The organism is Gallaecimonas zhanjiangensis, assembly GCF_057624825.1.
This window is the reverse complement of sequence record NZ_CM172603.1, coordinates 2,848,325-2,866,274: the sequence shown is the minus strand read 5'-3', so window position 1 is coordinate 2,866,274 and position 17,950 is coordinate 2,848,325. Positions and strand designations below refer to the sequence as shown.

The 17,950-nt window shown below is 59.9% G+C and carries 19 protein-coding genes; 1 reads left to right on the top strand and 18 read right to left on the bottom strand.

Annotated features, from left to right (window positions below):
- Positions 1-13: 13 nt before the first annotated feature.
- The 14 genes from lipA to leuS form a co-directional block, all read right to left on the bottom strand.
- A complete protein-coding gene (gene lipA / locus AC22G1_RS13685) occupies positions 14-979 on the bottom strand; it encodes a lipoyl synthase (protein ID WP_050660446.1) in 966 nt (321 codons plus the stop codon).
- On the bottom strand, positions 976-1,629 hold the full coding sequence (gene lipB, locus AC22G1_RS13680; protein ID WP_123421659.1) for a lipoyl(octanoyl) transferase LipB: 654 nt from the start codon (positions 1,627-1,629) through the stop codon (positions 976-978). Before lipB ends, lipA begins: the two co-directional genes overlap by 4 nt.
- Positions 1,619-1,882: a DUF493 family protein YbeD gene (gene ybeD, locus AC22G1_RS13675; protein ID WP_050660448.1), complete on the bottom strand. Its 264-nt coding sequence runs from the start codon at positions 1,880-1,882 to the stop codon at positions 1,619-1,621. Before ybeD ends, lipB begins: the two co-directional genes overlap by 11 nt.
- 104 nt (positions 1,883-1,986) lie before the next feature.
- Positions 1,987-3,156 (bottom strand): serine hydrolase, encoded by a 1,170-nt coding sequence (locus tag AC22G1_RS13670; RefSeq protein ID WP_487313860.1) that lies wholly within the window; start codon positions 3,154-3,156, stop codon positions 1,987-1,989.
- Between the two features lie 36 nt (positions 3,157-3,192).
- Positions 3,193-4,035, bottom strand: a complete 843-nt coding sequence (locus tag AC22G1_RS13665) for a septal ring lytic transglycosylase RlpA family protein (RefSeq protein ID WP_487313859.1) — start codon at positions 4,033-4,035, stop codon at positions 3,193-3,195.
- Positions 4,025-4,966 (bottom strand): lytic murein transglycosylase B, encoded by a 942-nt coding sequence (mltB, locus tag AC22G1_RS13660; protein ID WP_487313858.1) that lies wholly within the window; start codon positions 4,964-4,966, stop codon positions 4,025-4,027. The genes AC22G1_RS13665 and mltB overlap by 11 nt, the downstream gene beginning before the upstream one ends.
- 10 nt (positions 4,967-4,976) lie before the next feature.
- Positions 4,977-6,074: a rod shape-determining protein RodA gene (gene rodA, locus AC22G1_RS13655; RefSeq protein WP_050660452.1), complete on the bottom strand. Its 1,098-nt coding sequence runs from the start codon at positions 6,072-6,074 to the stop codon at positions 4,977-4,979.
- A complete protein-coding gene (mrdA, locus tag AC22G1_RS13650) occupies positions 6,067-7,953 on the bottom strand; it encodes a penicillin-binding protein 2 (RefSeq protein ID WP_487313857.1) in 1,887 nt (628 codons plus the stop codon). The genes rodA and mrdA overlap by 8 nt, the downstream gene beginning before the upstream one ends.
- A 1-nt stretch (position 7,954) precedes the next feature.
- Positions 7,955-8,422 (bottom strand): 23S rRNA (pseudouridine(1915)-N(3))-methyltransferase RlmH, encoded by a 468-nt coding sequence (rlmH, locus tag AC22G1_RS13645; protein ID WP_050660454.1) that lies wholly within the window; start codon positions 8,420-8,422, stop codon positions 7,955-7,957.
- The gene (rsfS, locus tag AC22G1_RS13640) at positions 8,422-8,739 is read right to left on the bottom strand and encodes a ribosome silencing factor (protein ID WP_050660455.1); all 318 of its coding nucleotides are present in this window, start codon (positions 8,737-8,739) and stop codon (positions 8,422-8,424) included. The genes rlmH and rsfS overlap by 1 nt, the downstream gene beginning before the upstream one ends.
- A 36-nt stretch (positions 8,740-8,775) precedes the next feature.
- Positions 8,776-9,408 (bottom strand): nicotinate-nucleotide adenylyltransferase, encoded by a 633-nt coding sequence (nadD, locus tag AC22G1_RS13635; protein ID WP_487313856.1) that lies wholly within the window; start codon positions 9,406-9,408, stop codon positions 8,776-8,778.
- A complete protein-coding gene (gene holA / locus AC22G1_RS13630) occupies positions 9,405-10,433 on the bottom strand; it encodes a DNA polymerase III subunit delta (protein ID WP_487313855.1) in 1,029 nt (342 codons plus the stop codon). The genes nadD and holA overlap by 4 nt, the downstream gene beginning before the upstream one ends.
- Positions 10,433-10,894, bottom strand: a complete 462-nt coding sequence (locus AC22G1_RS13625) for an LPS-assembly lipoprotein LptE (protein ID WP_464948936.1) — start codon at positions 10,892-10,894, stop codon at positions 10,433-10,435. Before AC22G1_RS13625 ends, holA begins: the two co-directional genes overlap by 1 nt.
- A 9-nt stretch (positions 10,895-10,903) precedes the next feature.
- Positions 10,904-13,480, bottom strand: coding sequence for a leucine--tRNA ligase (gene leuS, locus AC22G1_RS13620; RefSeq protein WP_487313854.1), 2,577 nt, complete (start codon positions 13,478-13,480; stop codon positions 10,904-10,906).
- Positions 13,481-13,622: 142 nt separating this feature from the next.
- Between leuS and AC22G1_RS13615 the strand changes: the two genes are divergently transcribed.
- On the top strand, positions 13,623-14,087 hold the full coding sequence (locus AC22G1_RS13615) for a zinc ribbon-containing protein (protein ID WP_487313853.1): 465 nt from the start codon (positions 13,623-13,625) through the stop codon (positions 14,085-14,087).
- 25 nt (positions 14,088-14,112) lie between these two features.
- Here AC22G1_RS13615 and lnt read toward each other — a convergent pair whose 3' ends face one another.
- From lnt to AC22G1_RS13595, 4 genes are read right to left on the bottom strand one after another with little or no spacing between them, the layout of a single operon-like run.
- A complete protein-coding gene (lnt, locus tag AC22G1_RS13610; protein WP_487313852.1) occupies positions 14,113-15,591 on the bottom strand; it encodes an apolipoprotein N-acyltransferase in 1,479 nt (492 codons plus the stop codon).
- Positions 15,588-16,445, bottom strand: coding sequence for a CNNM family magnesium/cobalt transport protein CorC (corC, locus tag AC22G1_RS13605; protein ID WP_050660462.1), 858 nt, complete (start codon positions 16,443-16,445; stop codon positions 15,588-15,590). The genes lnt and corC overlap by 4 nt, the downstream gene beginning before the upstream one ends.
- An 18-nt stretch (positions 16,446-16,463) precedes the next feature.
- Positions 16,464-16,928: an rRNA maturation RNase YbeY gene (ybeY, locus tag AC22G1_RS13600; RefSeq protein ID WP_123421669.1), complete on the bottom strand. Its 465-nt coding sequence runs from the start codon at positions 16,926-16,928 to the stop codon at positions 16,464-16,466.
- Positions 16,925-17,914 carry a PhoH family protein gene (locus AC22G1_RS13595; protein WP_123421670.1) on the bottom strand — a complete coding sequence of 330 codons (990 nt, stop codon included), beginning with the start codon at positions 17,912-17,914 and terminating at the stop codon, positions 16,925-16,927. Before AC22G1_RS13595 ends, ybeY begins: the two co-directional genes overlap by 4 nt.
- Positions 17,915-17,950 lie beyond the last annotated feature (36 nt).

Here is a 17,950-nt window from a genome sequence, read left to right as displayed (position 1 = left end):
CATAGGGGGGGAGTTATTTGACCTCTTCCCCAGCCGCTTGTTTGTCGGCGTGGTAGCTGGAGCGTACCAGGGGGCCGCAGGCGGCGTGCTCAAAGCCCATGTCCATGGCGCTGTCGTGCAGCTCGTCGAACTCGGCCGGGGGCACGTAGCGGGCTACCGGCAGGTGGTGGCGGCTTGGTTGCAGGTATTGGCCCAGGGTCAGCATGGTGACGCCGTGGTCGCGAAGGTCCTGCATTACGGTGCGAATTTCGCCGTTCTCTTCCCCCAGGCCCATCATCAGGCCGGACTTGGTAGGAATGGCGGGGTTGCGCTCTTTGAAGCGTTTCAACAGCTCCAAAGACCACTCGTAGTTGGCACCGGGGCGCACCATTTTATAAAGGCGCGGCACGTTTTCCAGGTTGTGGTTGAACACGTCCGGTGGGGTTTCGCTAAGGATATCCAGGGCGATGTCCATGCGGCCACGAAAATCCGGCACCAGAATCTCAATCTTGATGTTGGGGCTGTACTTGCGGATGGCCTTGATGCAGTCGGCAAAGTGCTGGGCGCCGCCGTCACGGAGATCGTCCCGGTCAACCGAGGTGATCACCACGTACTTGAGCTTCATGTCGCGGATGGTCAGGCCCAGTTTTTCGGGCTCGGCTGCGTCGGGGGCCAGGGGGCGACCATGGGCCACGTCGCAGAAGGGGCAGCGGCGGGTACAGATGGCACCCAAAATCATGAAGGTGGCGGTGCCGTGGTTAAAACACTCGGAGAGGTTTGGGCAGGAGGCCTCTTCACAGACCGAGTGCAGGCCGTGCTTGCGCATGGCGCCTTTGATGTCGTCGATACGCTGGGTGCTGGCCGGCAGCTTTACCCGCAGCCAGTCTGGCTTTCTGAGCATCTGCTTGGGCTCGGAAGGCATCACCTTAACGGGGATCAGGGCCATTTTGTCGGCATCGCGGAGTTTAACGCCGGGTTCAATGCGTACGGTCTTGCTCATGAAGCTACATCCAATCCGTCTGTATAGGACCAATCGTCAAAGCCCAGGCGCTTGGCCAGTTTGGCGACCAGTATGGGATCTACATCGTTAAGAGTGGTATCGGGGCGAAGGGCGCTGAGCTGGGTCATTTCCATGCCCGCATAGCCGCAGGGGTTGATGCGGTGGAAGGGCTCTAAATCCATGGCCACATTGAGGGCCAGGCCATGGAAGGAGCAGCCGCGGCGTACCCTAAGGCCCAGGGAGCAAATTTTATTGTCGCCCACGTACACGCCGGGGGCGTCGGCCCGAGGGGCGCTGTCGACGCCAAAATGCGCGAGGGTTTCCACCACTGCCTGTTCGATATGGGTAACCAGCTCCCGCACCCCCAGCTTTTTACGGCGCAGATCCACCAGCACATAAAGCACGCGCTGGCCCGGGCCATGGTAGGTTACCTGGCCGCCGCGATCGGCTTGCACAACGGGGATATCACCGGGGAAGAGCACATGCTCGGCTTTGCCGGCTTGGCCCTGGGTAAAGACGGGGTGGTGTTCGACCAGCCAAAGCTCGTCGGTGCAGTCTGGTCCGCGCTCCTGGGTGAACGCCTTCATGGCGTCCCACACCGGCTGATAGGGCTGCCGTCCCAGTTGGCGGACCCGAAGCTCAGAGCACATATTTGACCAATTCAATGTCACCGAGGGCCTTATAGAGGGTTTCTATATGGTCCTTGGAGGTGACGGTCACCTGCACTGTTACCGAATGGTAGGAACCTTTGGTGCTGGGGCGCACGCTGGGGGAATAGTCACCCGGGGCGTGTTCCTGAACCACGGCCACTACCTTATCCACCAACTCGTCATGAGCCTGACCCAAGACTTTGAAGGGGAACTGGCAAGGAAACTCCAGATATTTATCGAACTCGGTCTGCATGCTACCACTCCAGACGTTAATGGTGGACAGTGTACCAGAAAGCGACAAAAAAGGCGCCTTGTGGCGCCTTTCTATATGGGGGCAGTTGCGGCGTTTTCAAGGCCTCAGCTAAACCAGCCTTTGACCAGCAGCGTCAGGTAATCCATCAAGCGGGAGAACCAGCCGCCTTGCTTGACTTCGTCCAGAGCCACCAGCGGATATTGGGCGATGTCTTGGCCATCGAGCTTCAAAAACAGGGTGCCGACGCGCTCGCCTTTGGCCAGCGGGGCCTTGAGCTCTTTGTCCAGTTGGAAGTCGGCCTTGATGTCGCTGGCGGCGCCGCGCGGCACGGTTACCGGGGTGGCGTCCAGCACGCCCAGGCGCACTTGATCAACGTCGCCCATGTAGATGCGCTGTTTGGCAAATTCCTGGCCGGCTTTGAAGGGGGTCACGGTTTCATAAAAGCGAAAACCCCAGTTCAGCAGCTCTTTGGAGATATCACGGCGAGCAGCGTTGGACTTGGTGCCGATAACGGCCGAGACCAGGCGCATACCGTCTTTGACGCCGGAGGCTACCAGCGAGTAACCCACTTCGGAGACGTGGCCGGTTTTGATGCCGTCCACGTTCATGGATTTGTCGTGCAGCAGGGCGTTACGGTTGAACTGCTTGATGCCGTTGTAGGTAAAGGACTCGTCGGAGTAAATCTTGTACTCCTCCGGCAGGTCGCGAATGAGGGCCGCGCCCAGCAGCGCCATGTCGTGGGCGGTGGAGTAGTGCTCCGGGTCCGGCAGGCCGTGGGGGTTCACAAAGTGGGTGTTTTTAAGCCCAAGTTGTTTGGCTTCGGCGTTCATCAGGTCGGCAAAGCCGCTGACGGTACCGGCGATGTGCTCGGCCATGGCCACACAGGCGTCGTTACCCGAATCAATGATGATGCCTTTGTTAAGCTCGCCCACGCTGACCTGGGTGCCCACCTCGATAAACATCTTCGAGGAGTCGGGGAAGTTCTTGGCCCAGGCGTTGTTGGAGACGGTGACCATGTCGTCGCGCTTGATGCGCCCGTCTTTGATCTCCTTACCGATGATGTAGCTGGTCATCATCTTGGTCAAAGAGGCCGGCGGCAGGCGCTCGTCGCCGTTGCTTTCGGCGAGAATTTTGCCGGAGTTGAAATCCATCAGCACGTAGGCCTTGGCGTCAACTTGCGGCGCCTGGGGAACGATGCGGGCGGCCTGAACAGAAAAGGCGGTCAAGCCGAGCAGGCTCAAAGATAAAAGGGCGTTGCGCATAGATAAAGTCATCTTCTTATTTCGAATTTGTATAGGTTACCAGAGGCATCAGGGGATGTTGACCCCATCGGTCCCCTGAGGTTCCGCATAAACCTTGAATGGCCGGGCTATGCCTTGGCCTTTTAGCTTCTCAATCAGGGCTTCGGCTTTAAGCTCGTCGCTGACCGGGCCCAGCTGCACCTTGTACAGGCCCTGGTCCTGCACCACCTGGTAGCCGCAGCCCATCAGCGCCGCGTACCGCTTGCCGGCGTCAACGGCGCGGTCCTGGTCGCTGCTGGCCACCACCTGGATAAAGATAGGGTGGGTGGCCTTAAGGGGGGCCAGCACCGTTTCTTTTTGTGGCGCGGTGATCACTTCCAGCTTGACCCTGGCCGTGCCCTTTTTGAGCATGTCCAGCTTGTAGGCTGCGGCGTAGGACAAATCGATAATGCGCCCCTGGTGAAAGGGCCCGCGATCGTTTACCCGCACCACCACCTGCTTGCCGTTGTCCAGATTGGTGACCCGCACGAAACTGGGCAGCGGCAAGGTTTTATGGGCCCCGCTCATGGCGTACATATCGTACACCTCGCCATTGGAGGTGTGATAGCCATGGAACTTGGTGCCATACCAGGAGGCGTAGCCTTCCTGGGTAAAGCCCTGGGGCGCTTTTATCACTTTGTAAAACTGGCCCCGCAGCTCGTAATCGCGATTGCCTTGGCGCGAGTAGGGCTCGTTGGTGACCTTGGCGTCGCTGACATGGTCAAGCTTGGGCACGTCTACCGGGTAGGCGTCGTTCTGCTGGCTGTAGCGGCCGCTTTGGCTGTCGCCGCTTTTTCCGGTGCCGCTATCGGGGGTACTGGAGCAGGCGCCCAGCAACAACAAGGCGCCGTAGCACCAGGCCTTATTTGCCATGGGCGTGCTCCAGCTGTTGGGCCAGGGTCCAGACGGCCCGGGCGTACAGCGGCGAGCGGTTATAACGGGTGATCACGTAAAAGTTGTGAAAGGCCACTTGGTAGTCGGTGCCGTCTTTTTGCTCAAAGGCAAAGAGCTTGGCCGGGGTGGCCTCATCCATGGCGATGGCGGGGCTGACCCCGGCCTTGGCCAGGGCGCCAAGGGTGGTGTCAAGCTCCAGGCCGTCGGTGAGCGGCGCTTTGCCTTTAACGGTGGCGCTGGCCAGCACCGGCTCGCCTATTTGCCAGCCGTGCTCGTGAAAATAATTGGCTACCGAGCCAATGGCATCGGCGTTGCTGGCAAAGAGGTCGCGTTTGCCGTCGCCGTCAAAATCCACGGCGTAATGCTGGTAGCTCGACGGAATAAACTGGCCCATGCCCATGGCGCCGGCGTAGCTGCCCAGCGGGCTTTGCTGCCAGCCTTGCTGCTGGGCCAGTTTCAAGTATTGGCCCAGTTCCTTGGTAAAAAAGGCGCCCCTGGCCGGGTAGTAAAAACCGAGGGTATAGAGGGCGTCGCGCACCGGGTAGGTGCCCATGTGGGTGCCGTAGTAAGTCTCTACCCCGATGATGGCCACAATCACCGCCGCCGGTACATGGTACTGGGCTTCGGCCTGTTGCAGCAGCGCCTCGTTGGCGCGCCAGAAGGCCAGGCCTTTTTCAAGGCGCTCGGGGGTAATGAAAATGGGGCGATATTGGTACCAGGGTTTGGCTTCCCAGGGGGTGGCGATGGCGTCGAGGATCTTCTGGTTTTTCTCTACCCCGGCCATGGCGTCTTGGACTTGTTGCTCCGTCAGGCCTGACAGTTGGGCCAGGGTCTGGGCCTGGTCCTGTGGGATCTGTGCCCAGGCCGGCAGGGACCAAAGCAGCGCCAGTCCCCATTTCCATTTTGTCATCTGACCTCCGTCAGCTATGCAGCAGGCGTTTGTGGGTATGTATCGCCATCAGGATGCCAAAGCCGGCCATCAGGGTCACCATGGAGGTACCGCCGTAGGACACCAGCGGCAGGGGCACCCCCACCACCGGCAACATGCCCGACACCATGCCGATGTTCACGAACACATACACAAAAAAGGTCAGCATAATGGCGCCACCTAACAGGCGGCTGAACGCTGTTTGAGCCTGGGTGGCCAGATACAGCCCACGGCTGATGATGGCTAGGTATAAAAGCAGCAGGCAGCACACCCCCACCAGGCCAAATTCTTCACTCAATACCGCAAAAATAAAGTCGGTGTGGCGCTCGGGTAAGAACTCCAGCTGCGACTGGGTGCCATGCAGCCAGCCCTTGCCCCACAGGCCACCGGAGCCGATGGCGATTTTCGACTGGATAATGTGATAGCCGCTGCCCAAAGGGTCGGATTCGGGGTTTAGGAAGGTCAGTACCCGCTGGCGCTGGTAATCCTTCATCAAGAAATACCAGAGGATGGGCAAAAAGGCGCCGATGGCCGCCACCGCCGCGCCCACCAGGCGCCAGCTCATGCCGGACAAAAACAAGACGAATACCCCGGAGGCGGCAATCAAAATGGCGGTGCCAAGGTCGGGCTGCTTGGCGATGAGCAGGGTCGGCACTATCACCAGCATAAAGCCCTTGAACAGCTGCAGCAGGGTAGGGGGTAGCGGGTGGCGGGAGATGTAATAGGCCACCATCATCGGCACTGCCAGCTTCATGACCTCTGAGGGCTGAAAGCGCATAAAGCCAAGGTCCAGCCAGCGCTGGGCGCCCTTGCCGATATCCCCCACCACCAGCACTGCCACCAGCATCAGGGTGCCGACGGTAAAGAGCGGCAACGACCAGCGTTTGTAGGTATCAGGGGGGATTTGCGCCAGCAGCACCGTGACCCCAAGCGCCAGGGCCAGGCGCACCATCTGCCGCTCCATCATGGGCGCGGACTGGCCGGAGGCCGAGTACACCACCACCAGGCTGACCCCCATCAGGCACAGCAGGAAAAACAGCAGCCAGCCGTCCAGGTGCAGGCGGTTGAGCAGGCTTCTTTGTTCAGTCATGGCTGGCCTCGTCGTCTTTCAGGTGGCCTTCATCCAGCAGGTAATAATCCAGCACCTGACGGGCCAGGGGCGCGGCCACCGAGCTGCCGCCGCCAATCACGTTCTCAAGGGCGATGGTCACCACGATTTTGGGCGTCTCGTAAGGGGCGTAGGTGATGAACATGGCGTTGTCGCGGTGCCGCTCGGCCACTTTTTTGGCGTCGTATTTTTCGTCCTGGCCGATGTTGATAACCTGAGCCGTACCGGTTTTACCGGTGGCGGTATAGGGCGCGTCATTCAGTGCCTTGTGCGCCGAGCCGTGAGGGCTGGTGACGGTAAAGCGCATAGCCGCTTCCACCTCATGCCAATGCAGGGGGCTGGCTTTGACCTCGGGCTTGTCTTCTGGGGGCAGCTTGATGATGCCGGTCGGCGAGCCGGTGGCCATCAGCAGCTTGGGCGTATGGTAGACCCCGGCATTGGCCATGATGGTTACGGCGGTGGCCAGCTGCACCGGGGTCACGGTCCAGTAGCTCTGGCCGATACCGATAGGAATGGTGTCGCCTATGTACCAGGGCTGGCGAAACCGCCGCTCTTTCCAGCTGCGAGAGGGCATTACGCCGTTGGTTTCTTCGTGGATATCGATACCCGAGTACTGGCCAAAGCCGAACTTGGTCATCCAGTTGTGGATGCGGTCGATACCCAGATCCAAGGCCAACTGGTAAAAGTAGGTGTCGCAGGACTCGGAGATGGCCTTTTTCATATCCACCCAGCCGTGGCCCCAGCGCTTCCAGTCGCGCCATTTATGGTCGACATTGGGTAGCTCGAAATAACCTGGGTCCCAAATCTTGCTGGTGGGGGTTATTTCCCCTTCTTCCAGGCCCACCAGCGCCATAAAGGGTTTGACGGTAGAGGCTGGCGGGTAGCGGCCCTGGGTGGAGCGGTTAATCAGCGGCCGGTCTGGCGAGTGCAGCAGCTTGTTGTATTCCTTGCTGGTGATGCCCCGCACGAAGAGGTTGGGATCGTAAGAAGGGGCGCTTGCCATGGCCAGGATGCCGCCGGTGTGAGGGTCCATGGCAACGATGGAGCCGCGGTGGCCGGCCAGCAGTTCTTGGGCTTTGAGTTGCAGGCCGAGGTCGATGTTCAGATAGAGGTCTTTACCCGGCACCGGCGGCTCAAAACGCAGGGTGCGGATCACCCGGCCGCGGTTATTTACTTCCACTTCCATGTAGCCGACCTGGCCGTGCAGCAGGCTCTCGTAATAGCGCTCCACCCCCAGCTTGCCAATCTCGTGGGTAGCGGCGTAGTTGGAGAGCTGGTCCTTGTCGGCCAAGTCTTGCAGGTCTTTGTCGTTGATGCGCGCCACATAGCCCAGCACGTGGGTCATGGCATCGCCATAGGGGTAATAGCGCTTGAGCCGCCCCTCGACGGAAAAGCCCGGGTAGCGGTACTGGTTAACGGAAAACTCCGCCACCTGCTTCTCGGTCATTTCTTCAAGCAGGGTGACCCGGTTAAAGCGGCGCACCCCTTTTAAGGATTCTTTGAAATCGCTGATGGTGTCGTCGTCGATGCCCAGCAGCTGCTGCAGGCCCTTAAGGGGCTCGTCCCAAGATTTGACCTGCTCCGGCACCACTTCCAGGGAATAGACCGGGCGGTTCTCGGCCAGCACCACGCCGTTGCGGTCATAGATGATGCCGCGGTTAGGGGCCACCGGCACCAGCTTGATGCGGTTGTCGTTGGAGCGCACCTGGTAGTTCTGGTGCTCGTCGATTTGCAGATGATAGAGGTTGGTTATCAGCGCGCCGAAACAGACCACCACCACCAGCAGGCAAAACAGGGCGCGGCGCCAGAACAGGGATGCCTCGAAGCTGTGATCGCGGATCTGGACCTTCTTGCGCGCCATCTTACTCTCGGTGGTAGGGGTGGTTGTTGTTGAGGCTCCAGGCCCGGTACAGGGCCTCTGCCATCACCACCCGCACCAGAGGGTGGGGCAGGGTCAACTTGGAGAGCGACCAGGACTGCTCGGCCGCGGCTTTTACGGCCGGTGCCAGCCCTTCGGGGCCGCCAACCATGATGGCCACGTCCCGGCCGTCAACCTGCCAGCGGGTCCATTGCTCGGCAAGTTGATGGGTATCCCAGGGCTTGCCGGGGATGTCCAGGGTGACAATATGGCAGCCCTGGGCCTGGGCCAGCATCAGCTCGCCTTCCTTATCGAGGATGCGGCTGATATCGGCATTTTTGCCCCTTTTACCGGCTGGCACTTCGATGAGTTCCAGCGGGCAGTCGCGGGGGAAACGGCGTTGGTATTCGTTAAAACCTTCGCTCACCCACGAAGGCATCTTTTGACCGACGGCAATGAGTTTGAGCTTCATCAGCCCCAGAGTTTTTCCAGTTGGTAAAAGTCGCGGGTCTGTTCCTGCATCACGTGCAATACCACGTCGCCAAGGTCTACCAGTACCCACTCGCCACCGGCTTTGCCTTCTATGCCCAGGGGCTGCATGCCGGTCTGTTTGGCTTCGGTCACAACGTTCTCGGCAATGGCGTTGACGTGGGTCCGGGAGGTGCCGGAACAGATCACCAGAAATTCGCAGACTGACGATTTGCCACGTACATCAAGGGTCTTGATGTCCACGGCTTTCAGGTCGTCGGCCTTATCGACAACAAAATCTTTGAGTTGTTCGCCGTTCATGAAATTACCTGTCAAAAAATTAAGGCGGGGAGTCTATCACGAAGCCTTGTCGGCCCGGTACAGGCCCGATGCCTGAATGTAATCGGCTACCGCTTTGGGCAGCAAAAAATCCAGCCGCTGGCCGTTTTTGGCCCGCGTTCGGATATCCGTGGCCGAGATGGCCAGCTCGGTGGTGGTGATGGGCAGGATTTGCCCAGGGCCGGTCACCGGGCCTTCCCCCAGCCGCCAAGAGAGCTGCACGTCCAGAGAGTCGGAGTCGAGGCGATGGCCGGGGCGGCAACAGACCGCCAGGGACGCCAGCTCCAGGATGCGCTGCCAGCCGTGCCAGGAAGTAAAAGACAACAAGCTGTCCATACCCATCATGAACAGCAGCGGCCGGCCGGGAAATTCCCGGGCCACGTCTTCAAGGGTGTCGACGGTGTAGGAGTCGCCGGGGCGTTTGAGTTCACGCTCATCCACCACCAACCCCGGCACCGCCTCTACCGCTAGGCGGGTCATGGCCAGGCGCTGCTCGGCGCTCGCCAGCGGCTGGGGCCGGTGCGGCGGCACCTTGTTGGGCAGCAGGCGCAGCGATTCGAGCTCGAAGGTTTCCATCACCTCAATGGCCATGCGCAGGTGGCCAAGGTGGATGGGATCAAAGGTGCCGCCAAAAAGGCCCAGCGGCTTCATTGCACGTACCCCGGGCGAATAACCGGTAGCGCTGGGCGCTTACCGGGGAAAAAGGCCAGGGTCAGATCGTTAAGCCCTTGCTCGACGCCGCGCCCGTCCTGGGTTTTAAATTGCTGGTCAAGCCAGGCCAGGTGGCGGCCGATTTGCCGCAGCCTGCCGGCGGAAAGCCGCTTGATGGCGGCCAGGTACAGGCTCTTGCGCTGGGGTGGCATGCGCCTTTTGGCAAGCTCTCCTTGCGGGTTGCCGGAGGTAACCAGCGCCAGCAGGGTGTCTAGCTCCCGGCCAAGGACCCACAGCAGCAGCGGCGGCTCGGTGCCTTCTTCCATGACCCGGGTCAGAACCCGCAGCGCCTTGGCGGCGTCGTCGCCCAACAGGGCGTCGGTCCACTGGAAGAGATCAAAACGGGCGTGGTCCAGCACGGCACCGGTGATGTCGTCTTCGCTCAAGGGCCCTTGGGGATGCAAGAGGGCCAGCTTTTCCACTTCCTGGGCGGCAGCCAGCAGGTTGCCTTCGGTGAAGTGGGCCAGGGCCTGGACCGCATCCGGGGTGGGTTTAAAGCCGGCATCTTGCAGCTTTCTGGCCAGCCAGCCGGGAAACTCGCGCTCGCCAAGGGGGTAGAGGGGCAGGTAAATACCCTGCTCGCTCATGGTTTTGAACCAGGCGGCGTTGGTGATGCCTTTTTCGGCGCGAGGGCCGCGCAGCACCAGCAACAGATCGGGATTGGGGTGTTGGGTCAGTTCCTGCAGCACCGCTTTACCGGACTCGTCCGGTTTTTGCTGCAGGTTTATCTCAATAATGCGCTTGGAGGCGAACAGCGACAGGCTCTGGTATTCCTCGCGGATAACCGCCCAGTCAAAGCCGCCTTCCACGGTAAAACTCAAGCGTTCTTCCACGCCCCAGCGCTGGCCATGGCGCCGTATTTTGTCGAGGGCTTCTTCCACCAGAAAGGCGTCGTCCCCAAACACCAGCACCCACAGGGGCTGGCGTTTGAGGGCGTCATTCAATTGCTGGGGGCGAACCTGCATCAGCCCTGGGCCAGTTGGCGTACCAGGCGGTCCGCCGCTTCTTTGCGCATTTCGTCAACCAGCAGTTCCCGTTCCTTGTCCTTGGCGAGGATCTTGGTGGGGTCGTCCTGGTAGTCGCGGCGCACTTCGATGGTGAGATCCCGCGGATCTTTGTCCTTCTCGATGATCTGCCACTTCAGGGTGTAGACCAGCTCGTATTCCGCCACCTGGCCGGTGCTGAACAGACTCAGGGTCTGGCGGTCCAGGTGGTCGGCCACCAGGTGGATCTCCGGGCCATTGCCGCCAATGAGGTTAACCCCACTGGCGGTCAGGCTCTTGGTAACCGCCTTGGTGATGCTGGCGTAGGGGTCAAAACTGGTGAGGTTCACCGTTTTGAAGCTGCTCGGCATCTCATAGCTGCCCTGGAGGTGAAAACCGCAACCTCCGAGCAGCAACAGGGTGGCAAAGACAAGCCAGCGCATATCCATTCCTTAGTTGGCGACGATATTAACCAGTTTACCAGGCACGACGATGACCTTACGCACCGTTACCCCGTCGAGGAAACGTTTAACGTTGTCGTCGGCCATGGCCATGGCTTCGAGGTCGGCTTTGCTGATGTCGGCAGGCACGGTGACCTTGCCACGCACCTTGCCGTTTACCTGCAGCACGATGAGCTTTTCGTCTTCCACCAGGGCGTCCTGGTCGGCCACCGGGAAGCTGGCATCGCAAATATCGCCCTGGCCGCCCAGCGCCTGGTAAAGGGCGGTGGTGACGTGGGGGATGATGGGATGCAGCACCAAGGTCATGCTCATCAGCGCTTCTTGCAGCAAGGCGCGGTCTTGCTCGGACTCTTGGGGAGCACGGGCCAGCTTGTTCAGAAGCTCCATCACGGCGGCAATGGCGGTGTTGAAGGTCTGGCGGCGGCCAAGGTCATCGTCCACTTTGGCGATGGTCTTGTGCAGCTCGCGGCGAAGGGCCTTTTGGTCGGCATTAAGCCCCGCGACATTAAGCTCACTCACGGCGCCTTTGGAAAGGTGCTCAAAGGCCAGCTTCCAAACCCGCTTGATAAAGCGGTTGGCCCCTTCCACACCGGACTCAATCCACTCGAGGGTCAGCTCCGGGGGGGCGGCAAACATCATAAAGAGGCGCACGGTGTCGGCGCCGTAACGCTCCACCATCACTTGTGGGTCGATGCCGTTGTTCTTGGACTTGGACATCTTCGACATGCCGTCGTAGATAACCTCACGGCCGGTGTTGTCGGTGGCTTTAACAATGCGGCCTTTCTCGTCACGCTCAACGGTCACATCCAGCGGTGATACCCACTCGCGGCCGCCTTTGTCGTTGACGTAGTAAAAGGCATCGGCCAGCACCATGCCTTGGCACAACAGGCGCTTGAAGGGCTCGTCGGAGTTCACCAGGCCTTCGTCGCGCAGCAGCTTGTGGTAGAAGCGCGAGTACAACAAGTGCATCACCGCGTGCTCGATACCGCCCACGTATTGGTCGGCCGGCAGCCAGTAGTTGGCTTTGGTCGGGTCCAGCATAGCGTCGTCGGTGTGGGCACTGGCGTAGCGGGCGTAGTACCAGCTTGACTCCATAAAGGTGTCGAAGGTGTCGGTTTCAAATTCTGCGCTCTGGCCGTGATACGTGGTTTTACGCCACTCGGGGTCGGCCTTGATGGGGCTGGTAATGCCGTCCATCACCACGTCTTCTGGCAGCAGCACCGGCAGTTGGTCTTCGGGCACCGGCACAGTGGTGCCGTCTTCCAAGGTCATCATGGGGATAGGGGCGCCCCAGTAACGCTGGCGAGACACGCCCCAGTCGCGCAGGCGATAGTTAACCTTGCGCTTGCCGCAGCCAAGGGCTTCGAGCTTGTTGGCGATGGCGTCAAAAGCGCCCTGGAAGGCCAGGCCATCAAACTCGCCGGAGTTGATTAAGGTGCCGTCTTTGCCGGTCAGGGCCGCTTCTTTGATGTCGCCTTCAGCAAAAGCAATCACTTGCTTGATGTCGAGGCCGTATTTACTGGCAAACTCGTAATCGCGCTGGTCGTGGGCCGGTACCGCCATGACGGCGCCGGTGCCGTAATCCATCAGCACGAAGTTGGCGACCCAAATCGGCACTTCTTCGCCGGTTAAGGGGTGGATGGCCTTAAGGCCGGTGTCCATGCCCTTTTTCTCCATGGTGGCCATGTCGGCTTCGGCCACCTTGGTGTTTTTGCACTCTTCGATAAAGTCGGCCAGCTCAGGGAAGTTGGCGGCGGCTTTGTCGGCCAGGGGGTGACCGGCGGCAATGCCCACGTAGGTCACGCCCATCAGGGTGTCGGGGCGGGTGGTGTACACGTCCAGGGTGCCGGTTTCGCCTTTGACGGCAAAGCTCAGCTCCACACCCTCGGAGCGGCCAATCCAGTGGGCCTGCATGGACTTAACGGTCTCGGGCCAGCCTTCGAGGGTCTCAAGGTCGTTGAGCAGCTCTTCGGCGTAGTCGGTTATCTTCACGAACCACTGGGGAATTTGCTTTTGCTCCACCAGGGCGCCGGAGCGCCAGCCGCGGCCGTCAACCACCTGCTCGTTGGCAAGGACGGTTTGGTCTACCGGGTCCCAGTTGACGGTGGCCATCTTCTTGTAGACCAGGCCTTTTTCAAACAGCTTGGTGAAGAACCACTGCTCCCAGCGATAGTACTCGGGGGTACAGGTGGTCACTTCCCGAGTCCAGTCGTAGCCAAAGCCCAGGGTCTTGAGCTGGCCTTTCATGTAGGCGATGTTTTCGTAGGTCCACTTGGCCGGGGCGCTTTTGTTTTTTACCGCGGCGTTTTCCGCCGGCAGGCCGAAGGCGTCCCAACCCATGGGTTGCAGTACGTTCTTGCCCTGCATGCGCTGGTAACGGGAGATCACGTCGCCCAGGGTGTAGTTACGCACGTGGCCCATATGGAGGCGGCCGGACGGGTAGGGGAACATGGAAAGGCAGTAGAACTTTTCCTTGGCCGGATCTTCGTTAACCACGAAGGTGTTGTTCTCTTCCCAGTGGCGCTGCACCTGGGGCTCGATAGCGCTGTGATCGTATTGTTCTTGCATGGGTTACCGCGTCGCGAAAACTAGGCTTGAAAATAATCGCCATAGGATACCTTGCGCAAAGGCCCCCCGCCACCCACCCGTGCCCCTTCTTGCAATCTGGGCTAAGGCGGCGTATCACAGAGAAAAAACACGGAGTGAAACCATGGCAGTAAAAGGTTATCAACGCCTGCTCGACGAGCTGAAAAAACGCATTGATGAAGGCAAGGTCGAAGCGCGCTTCGACGCCCTGGTAGAAGAAGCCAAGGGTCTGTTGCACGCCGCTGGCGAAATGACCAAGGATGAGCTGGCCTTGATTGAAGCCAAGCTCAAGGACGATCTGTACGCCTTGTCCGAGCACGAAGGGGCGCTGGATGTGGACCCGCGCACCGAAGAGCTGTGGAAGCTCCTTTATGAGGGCGCCGACCAGACGGCTCTTGCCTGGCAGAGCTTTGCCAACGACCTCAAACACCCCGACGGTTACCGCAGCGAGGATTTCATCGGCTTTGGCGCCCTGCGCTGCCAGCGCTGCGGCTTTGTGATGCACTTCTACCACCCTGGGCGCATTCCCCTGTGCCCGCAATGCTCCAACGACCACTTCCAGCGGGAATATCGCCCCGAACAGGAATAACAAAACCGGGCCTTGGCCCGGTTTTTTAATGGAGGCGAAAGCGCCAGGCAATGGCGCCCAGCGGCACCAGCAACCAGCACCACAACAGGCCAAAGCGGGCATAGGGGGTTTGCCCTGTGACCAGCGGCAACTGGTCGGTGAGGGTGGCGGCCACAAAGCGCGGCAGCTCGCGGCGGATATGGCCCTCGGCATCGATAGTGGCGGTGACCCCATCGTTGGTAGCCCGCACCATGGGCCGGCCCAGCTCCCGGGCCCGGGTCTGGGCAATTTGCAGATGCTGCAAGGGGCCGATGGAGTCGCCAAACCAGGCATCGTTGGAGATGGTCATCAGGATGTCGGTGTCTTTGTCCACGTTGGCCCGCACTTGCTCGCTAAAGGCCACTTCGTAGCAAATGGCCATGGCGCCCCGGAAGTTGCCCAGTTTGAGGTTGGGCTGGATGTAGGGGCCTTCTGAGAAGTCTGACATCGGCAGGTTGAAAAAGGGCGCCAGGGGCCGCAGCAGATCGCCAAAAGGCACAAACTCGCCGATGGGCAGCAAGTGGTGTTTGACGTAACGGTTGGCATCGCCGTAGTGGTAGTGGCCGTCCAGCACGATGGCGGTGTTGTAGTAGCGCTGGGTGTTGTAGCGGTAATCGATGATGCCGGTCACCAGGTTGTTCTTGCGAAAGGCGGCAATGCTATTGAGCTGGTCGAGAAAGTCCTGCTCGGCTTCTTCCACATCGGGAATGGCTCCTTCTGGCCACAGCACCAGGTCAGCATCCATATGGGGCCGGGACAGATCCAGGTACTTGTACAGGGTGGGAGCCAGGGCGGAGGGGTCCCATTTCAGGCTCTGGGGAATGTTGCCCTGCACCAGGGCCACGCTCATTTCCTGGCCCCGCTCATGGACCCAGTCTTTGGGCAGCAGCGCGGAAAAGCCGATAAGCCCCAAGGCGGCGAGAGCCCAGGGCTTTTTATAGCGGCCATAGGCGAGCGCCCCGGCGCACAGCACCAGCATGAAACCGGCCAGGGCTTCCGAGCCGATGGGCAAGTAATTGCCAAAGGGGGTGTCGAGCTGGCTGACCCCGAGGTTAAGCCAGGGAAAGCCGGTCAGTACCCAGCCGCGCAGCCATTCACTGACCATCCAAAAAATGGGCAGTGCCACCAAGTAGCGTGGCCAGGTCAGCACCGGGAAAAATCGGTTCAAAAGATACCCTACCAGAGCCGGGTAGAGGGCGAGGTAGAGGGCCAGTACCGCCATGATGGCCATGCTGACAATAAGCGGCATGCCGCCATAGGTGGCGATGGCCACATGGACCCAGGCCACCCCGGTGACAAAAAAGCCGAAGCCGAAGTAAAACCCGAGCCAGGCACCCTGGCGCGGGCTTTTGTCCTGCAATTGCCAGAGCCACAGGGGCAGGGTGATCAGCAGCACAAAGGCCATGTGATAGGGGGCGAACGCCATATGGCTGATCGCCCCCAAAACCCAGACCCAAAGTGCCTGGCCTATACCGATTTTTTTCATCCCTGCTCTTCTGGCAGTGTGACCTGGAGCTGGATCAGCCGGCGTTTGTCGGCGCGGGTAACCTTAAATTGCAGGCCGTCCAGCACCACCGACTCGCCCCGGGCCGGCAGGTGGCCAAAGGCATGCATCACCAGGCCGCCGATGGTGTCCACGTCCTCGTCGGAGAAGTGGCTGGCGAAATGGTCGTTGAAATCTTCGATGGAAGTGAGCGCCGCCACCGCGAAGGTGCGGTTGGTGAGCTTGCGAATTTCTTCGCCTTCGTCGTCCTCGGCGTCGTATTCGTCTTCGATGTCGCCGACGATCTCCTCGAGGATATCCTCGATGGTCACCAAGCCCGACACGCCGCCGAATTCGTCAACCACAATGGCCATATGAAAGCGCCCGGAGCGGAATTCTTTGAGCAGTACATCCACCCGTTTGGACTCAGGCACAATCACGGCTTCGCGCTTGACCTTGTCCAAATCGAACGCTTCTGCCTGGCCAAAGGCGTATTTCAACAGATCCTTGGCCAGCAAAATGCCTTCGATGTGGTCTTTGTCTTCGTTGATGATGGGAAAGCGGGAGTGGGCCGACTCGATAATGGTGGGCAGAAAATCCTGCACCCCCTGGCTCTTGTCGATGGCCACGATTTGGCTGCGGGGGATCATGATATCCCTGACCCGCAGTTCGGAAACATCCAGCACGCCTTGCAGCATGTCTTTGGTCTGGACGTCGATAAGCTCGCGTTCGGTGGCACTTTCAATGACCACCATCAGGTCGTCACGGTTCTTGGGCTCATCAGAAAAGAAATGGCTGATACGTTCAAGCCAGCTCTTGGAAGAGCCCTGACTCGAGTGCGGGTTGTCGTCGCTCATAGTCCTTTAAACCAAAATTTAAATGTCGCGGTCGCCGTAAGGGTCCGGGTAGCCAAGGCCCTGAAGAAGCACAATTTCCTTGCCTTCCATCAGCTCCGCATCCTCGTCCTTTATATGGTCATACCCCAGCAAATGCAAGGTGCCATGTATGACAAGATGTGCCCAGTGGGCGGTGGCGTCCTTTTGCTGCTCGGCGGCCTCACGGGCCACCACGCCAGCGCAGATAACCAGGTCACCCAAAAGCGGCAGCTCGATGCCCTCTGGCACCTCAAAGGGAAAGGACAACACGTTGGTGGCGTAGTCCTTGCCCCGGTAGGTGCTGTTGAGCTCTAGGCCTTCTTCTTCATCGACGATACGTACCGTCAGTTCGGTCTCGTCCCGGCCGCTGTCTTTGAGGGCCTCGGCCACCCACAGCTCGAATTGCTCGAGGCTGGGAATGGCTTTGGCGTCAGAGGCGATTTGCAGATCCAAATCCAGGCTCATGGGCGGGTTTCCTGCTGCTCACGGTCGCGCTTGCGCTCGGCTTTGAGGCGCTCTTGCTGCTGCTCAAAGGCATCGTAGGCGTTGATGATTTTTGACACCACTGGGTGGCGCACCACGTCGGCGGACTGGAAGAAGTTAAAGGACAAGTCTTCTACTTCTTGCAGCACCTCGATGGCGTGGCGAAGCCCAGAGCGGGCATTGCGGGGCAAGTCCACCTGGGTGATGTCGCCGGTGATCACCGCCTTGGAGTTAAAGCCAATGCGGGTCAGGAACATCTTCATCTGCTCGACGGTGGTGTTCTGGCTTTCATCGAGGATGATAAAGGCGTCGTTCAAGGTGCGCCCGCGCATGTAGGCAAGGGGCGCCACTTCGATGACGTTGCGCTCAATCAGCCGCTCGACCTTCTCAAAACCCAGCATCTCAAAGAGAGCGTCGTAGAGGGGGCGAAGGTAAGGGTCGACCTTCTGGCTCAAATCCCCAGGCAAAAAGCCCAGCTTTTCGCCTGCTTCCACCGCCGGGCGGGTCAAGAGGATGCGGCGAATCTCCTGGCGCTCCAGGGCGTCCACGGCGCAGGCCACGGCCAGGTAAGTCTTGCCGGTACCGGCCGGACCAATGCCGAAGCTGATGTCGTGGTTCAGGATGTTCTGGATGTACTGGCCCTGGTTGGGGGTACGGGGCTTGATGACGCCGCGCTTGGTCTTGACGAAAATCTCGCGGTTTTCATCGAGGCTGCCTTCGGCTTCCAGCACCTGCAGCTCCTGGATGGCCAGGTGCACCACTTGCGGGTCCAGGTCTTGGATTTTGCCTTTAACCGGCGCCGTTTCCACGTACAGATCCCGAAGGAGGTCAGCCACCGCCTTGGCGGTAATGGCGCGGCCTAAAATCTGGAAGTGGTTGTCGCGGTAGTTGATTTCAACGCCCAGGCGGCGCTCAATCTGCTTGAGGTTGTCATCAAAGGGCCCGCACAGGGACGCCAGGCGGTCCATATGGGCGGGCTCGAGATGTACGCTGACAGTCAGTAA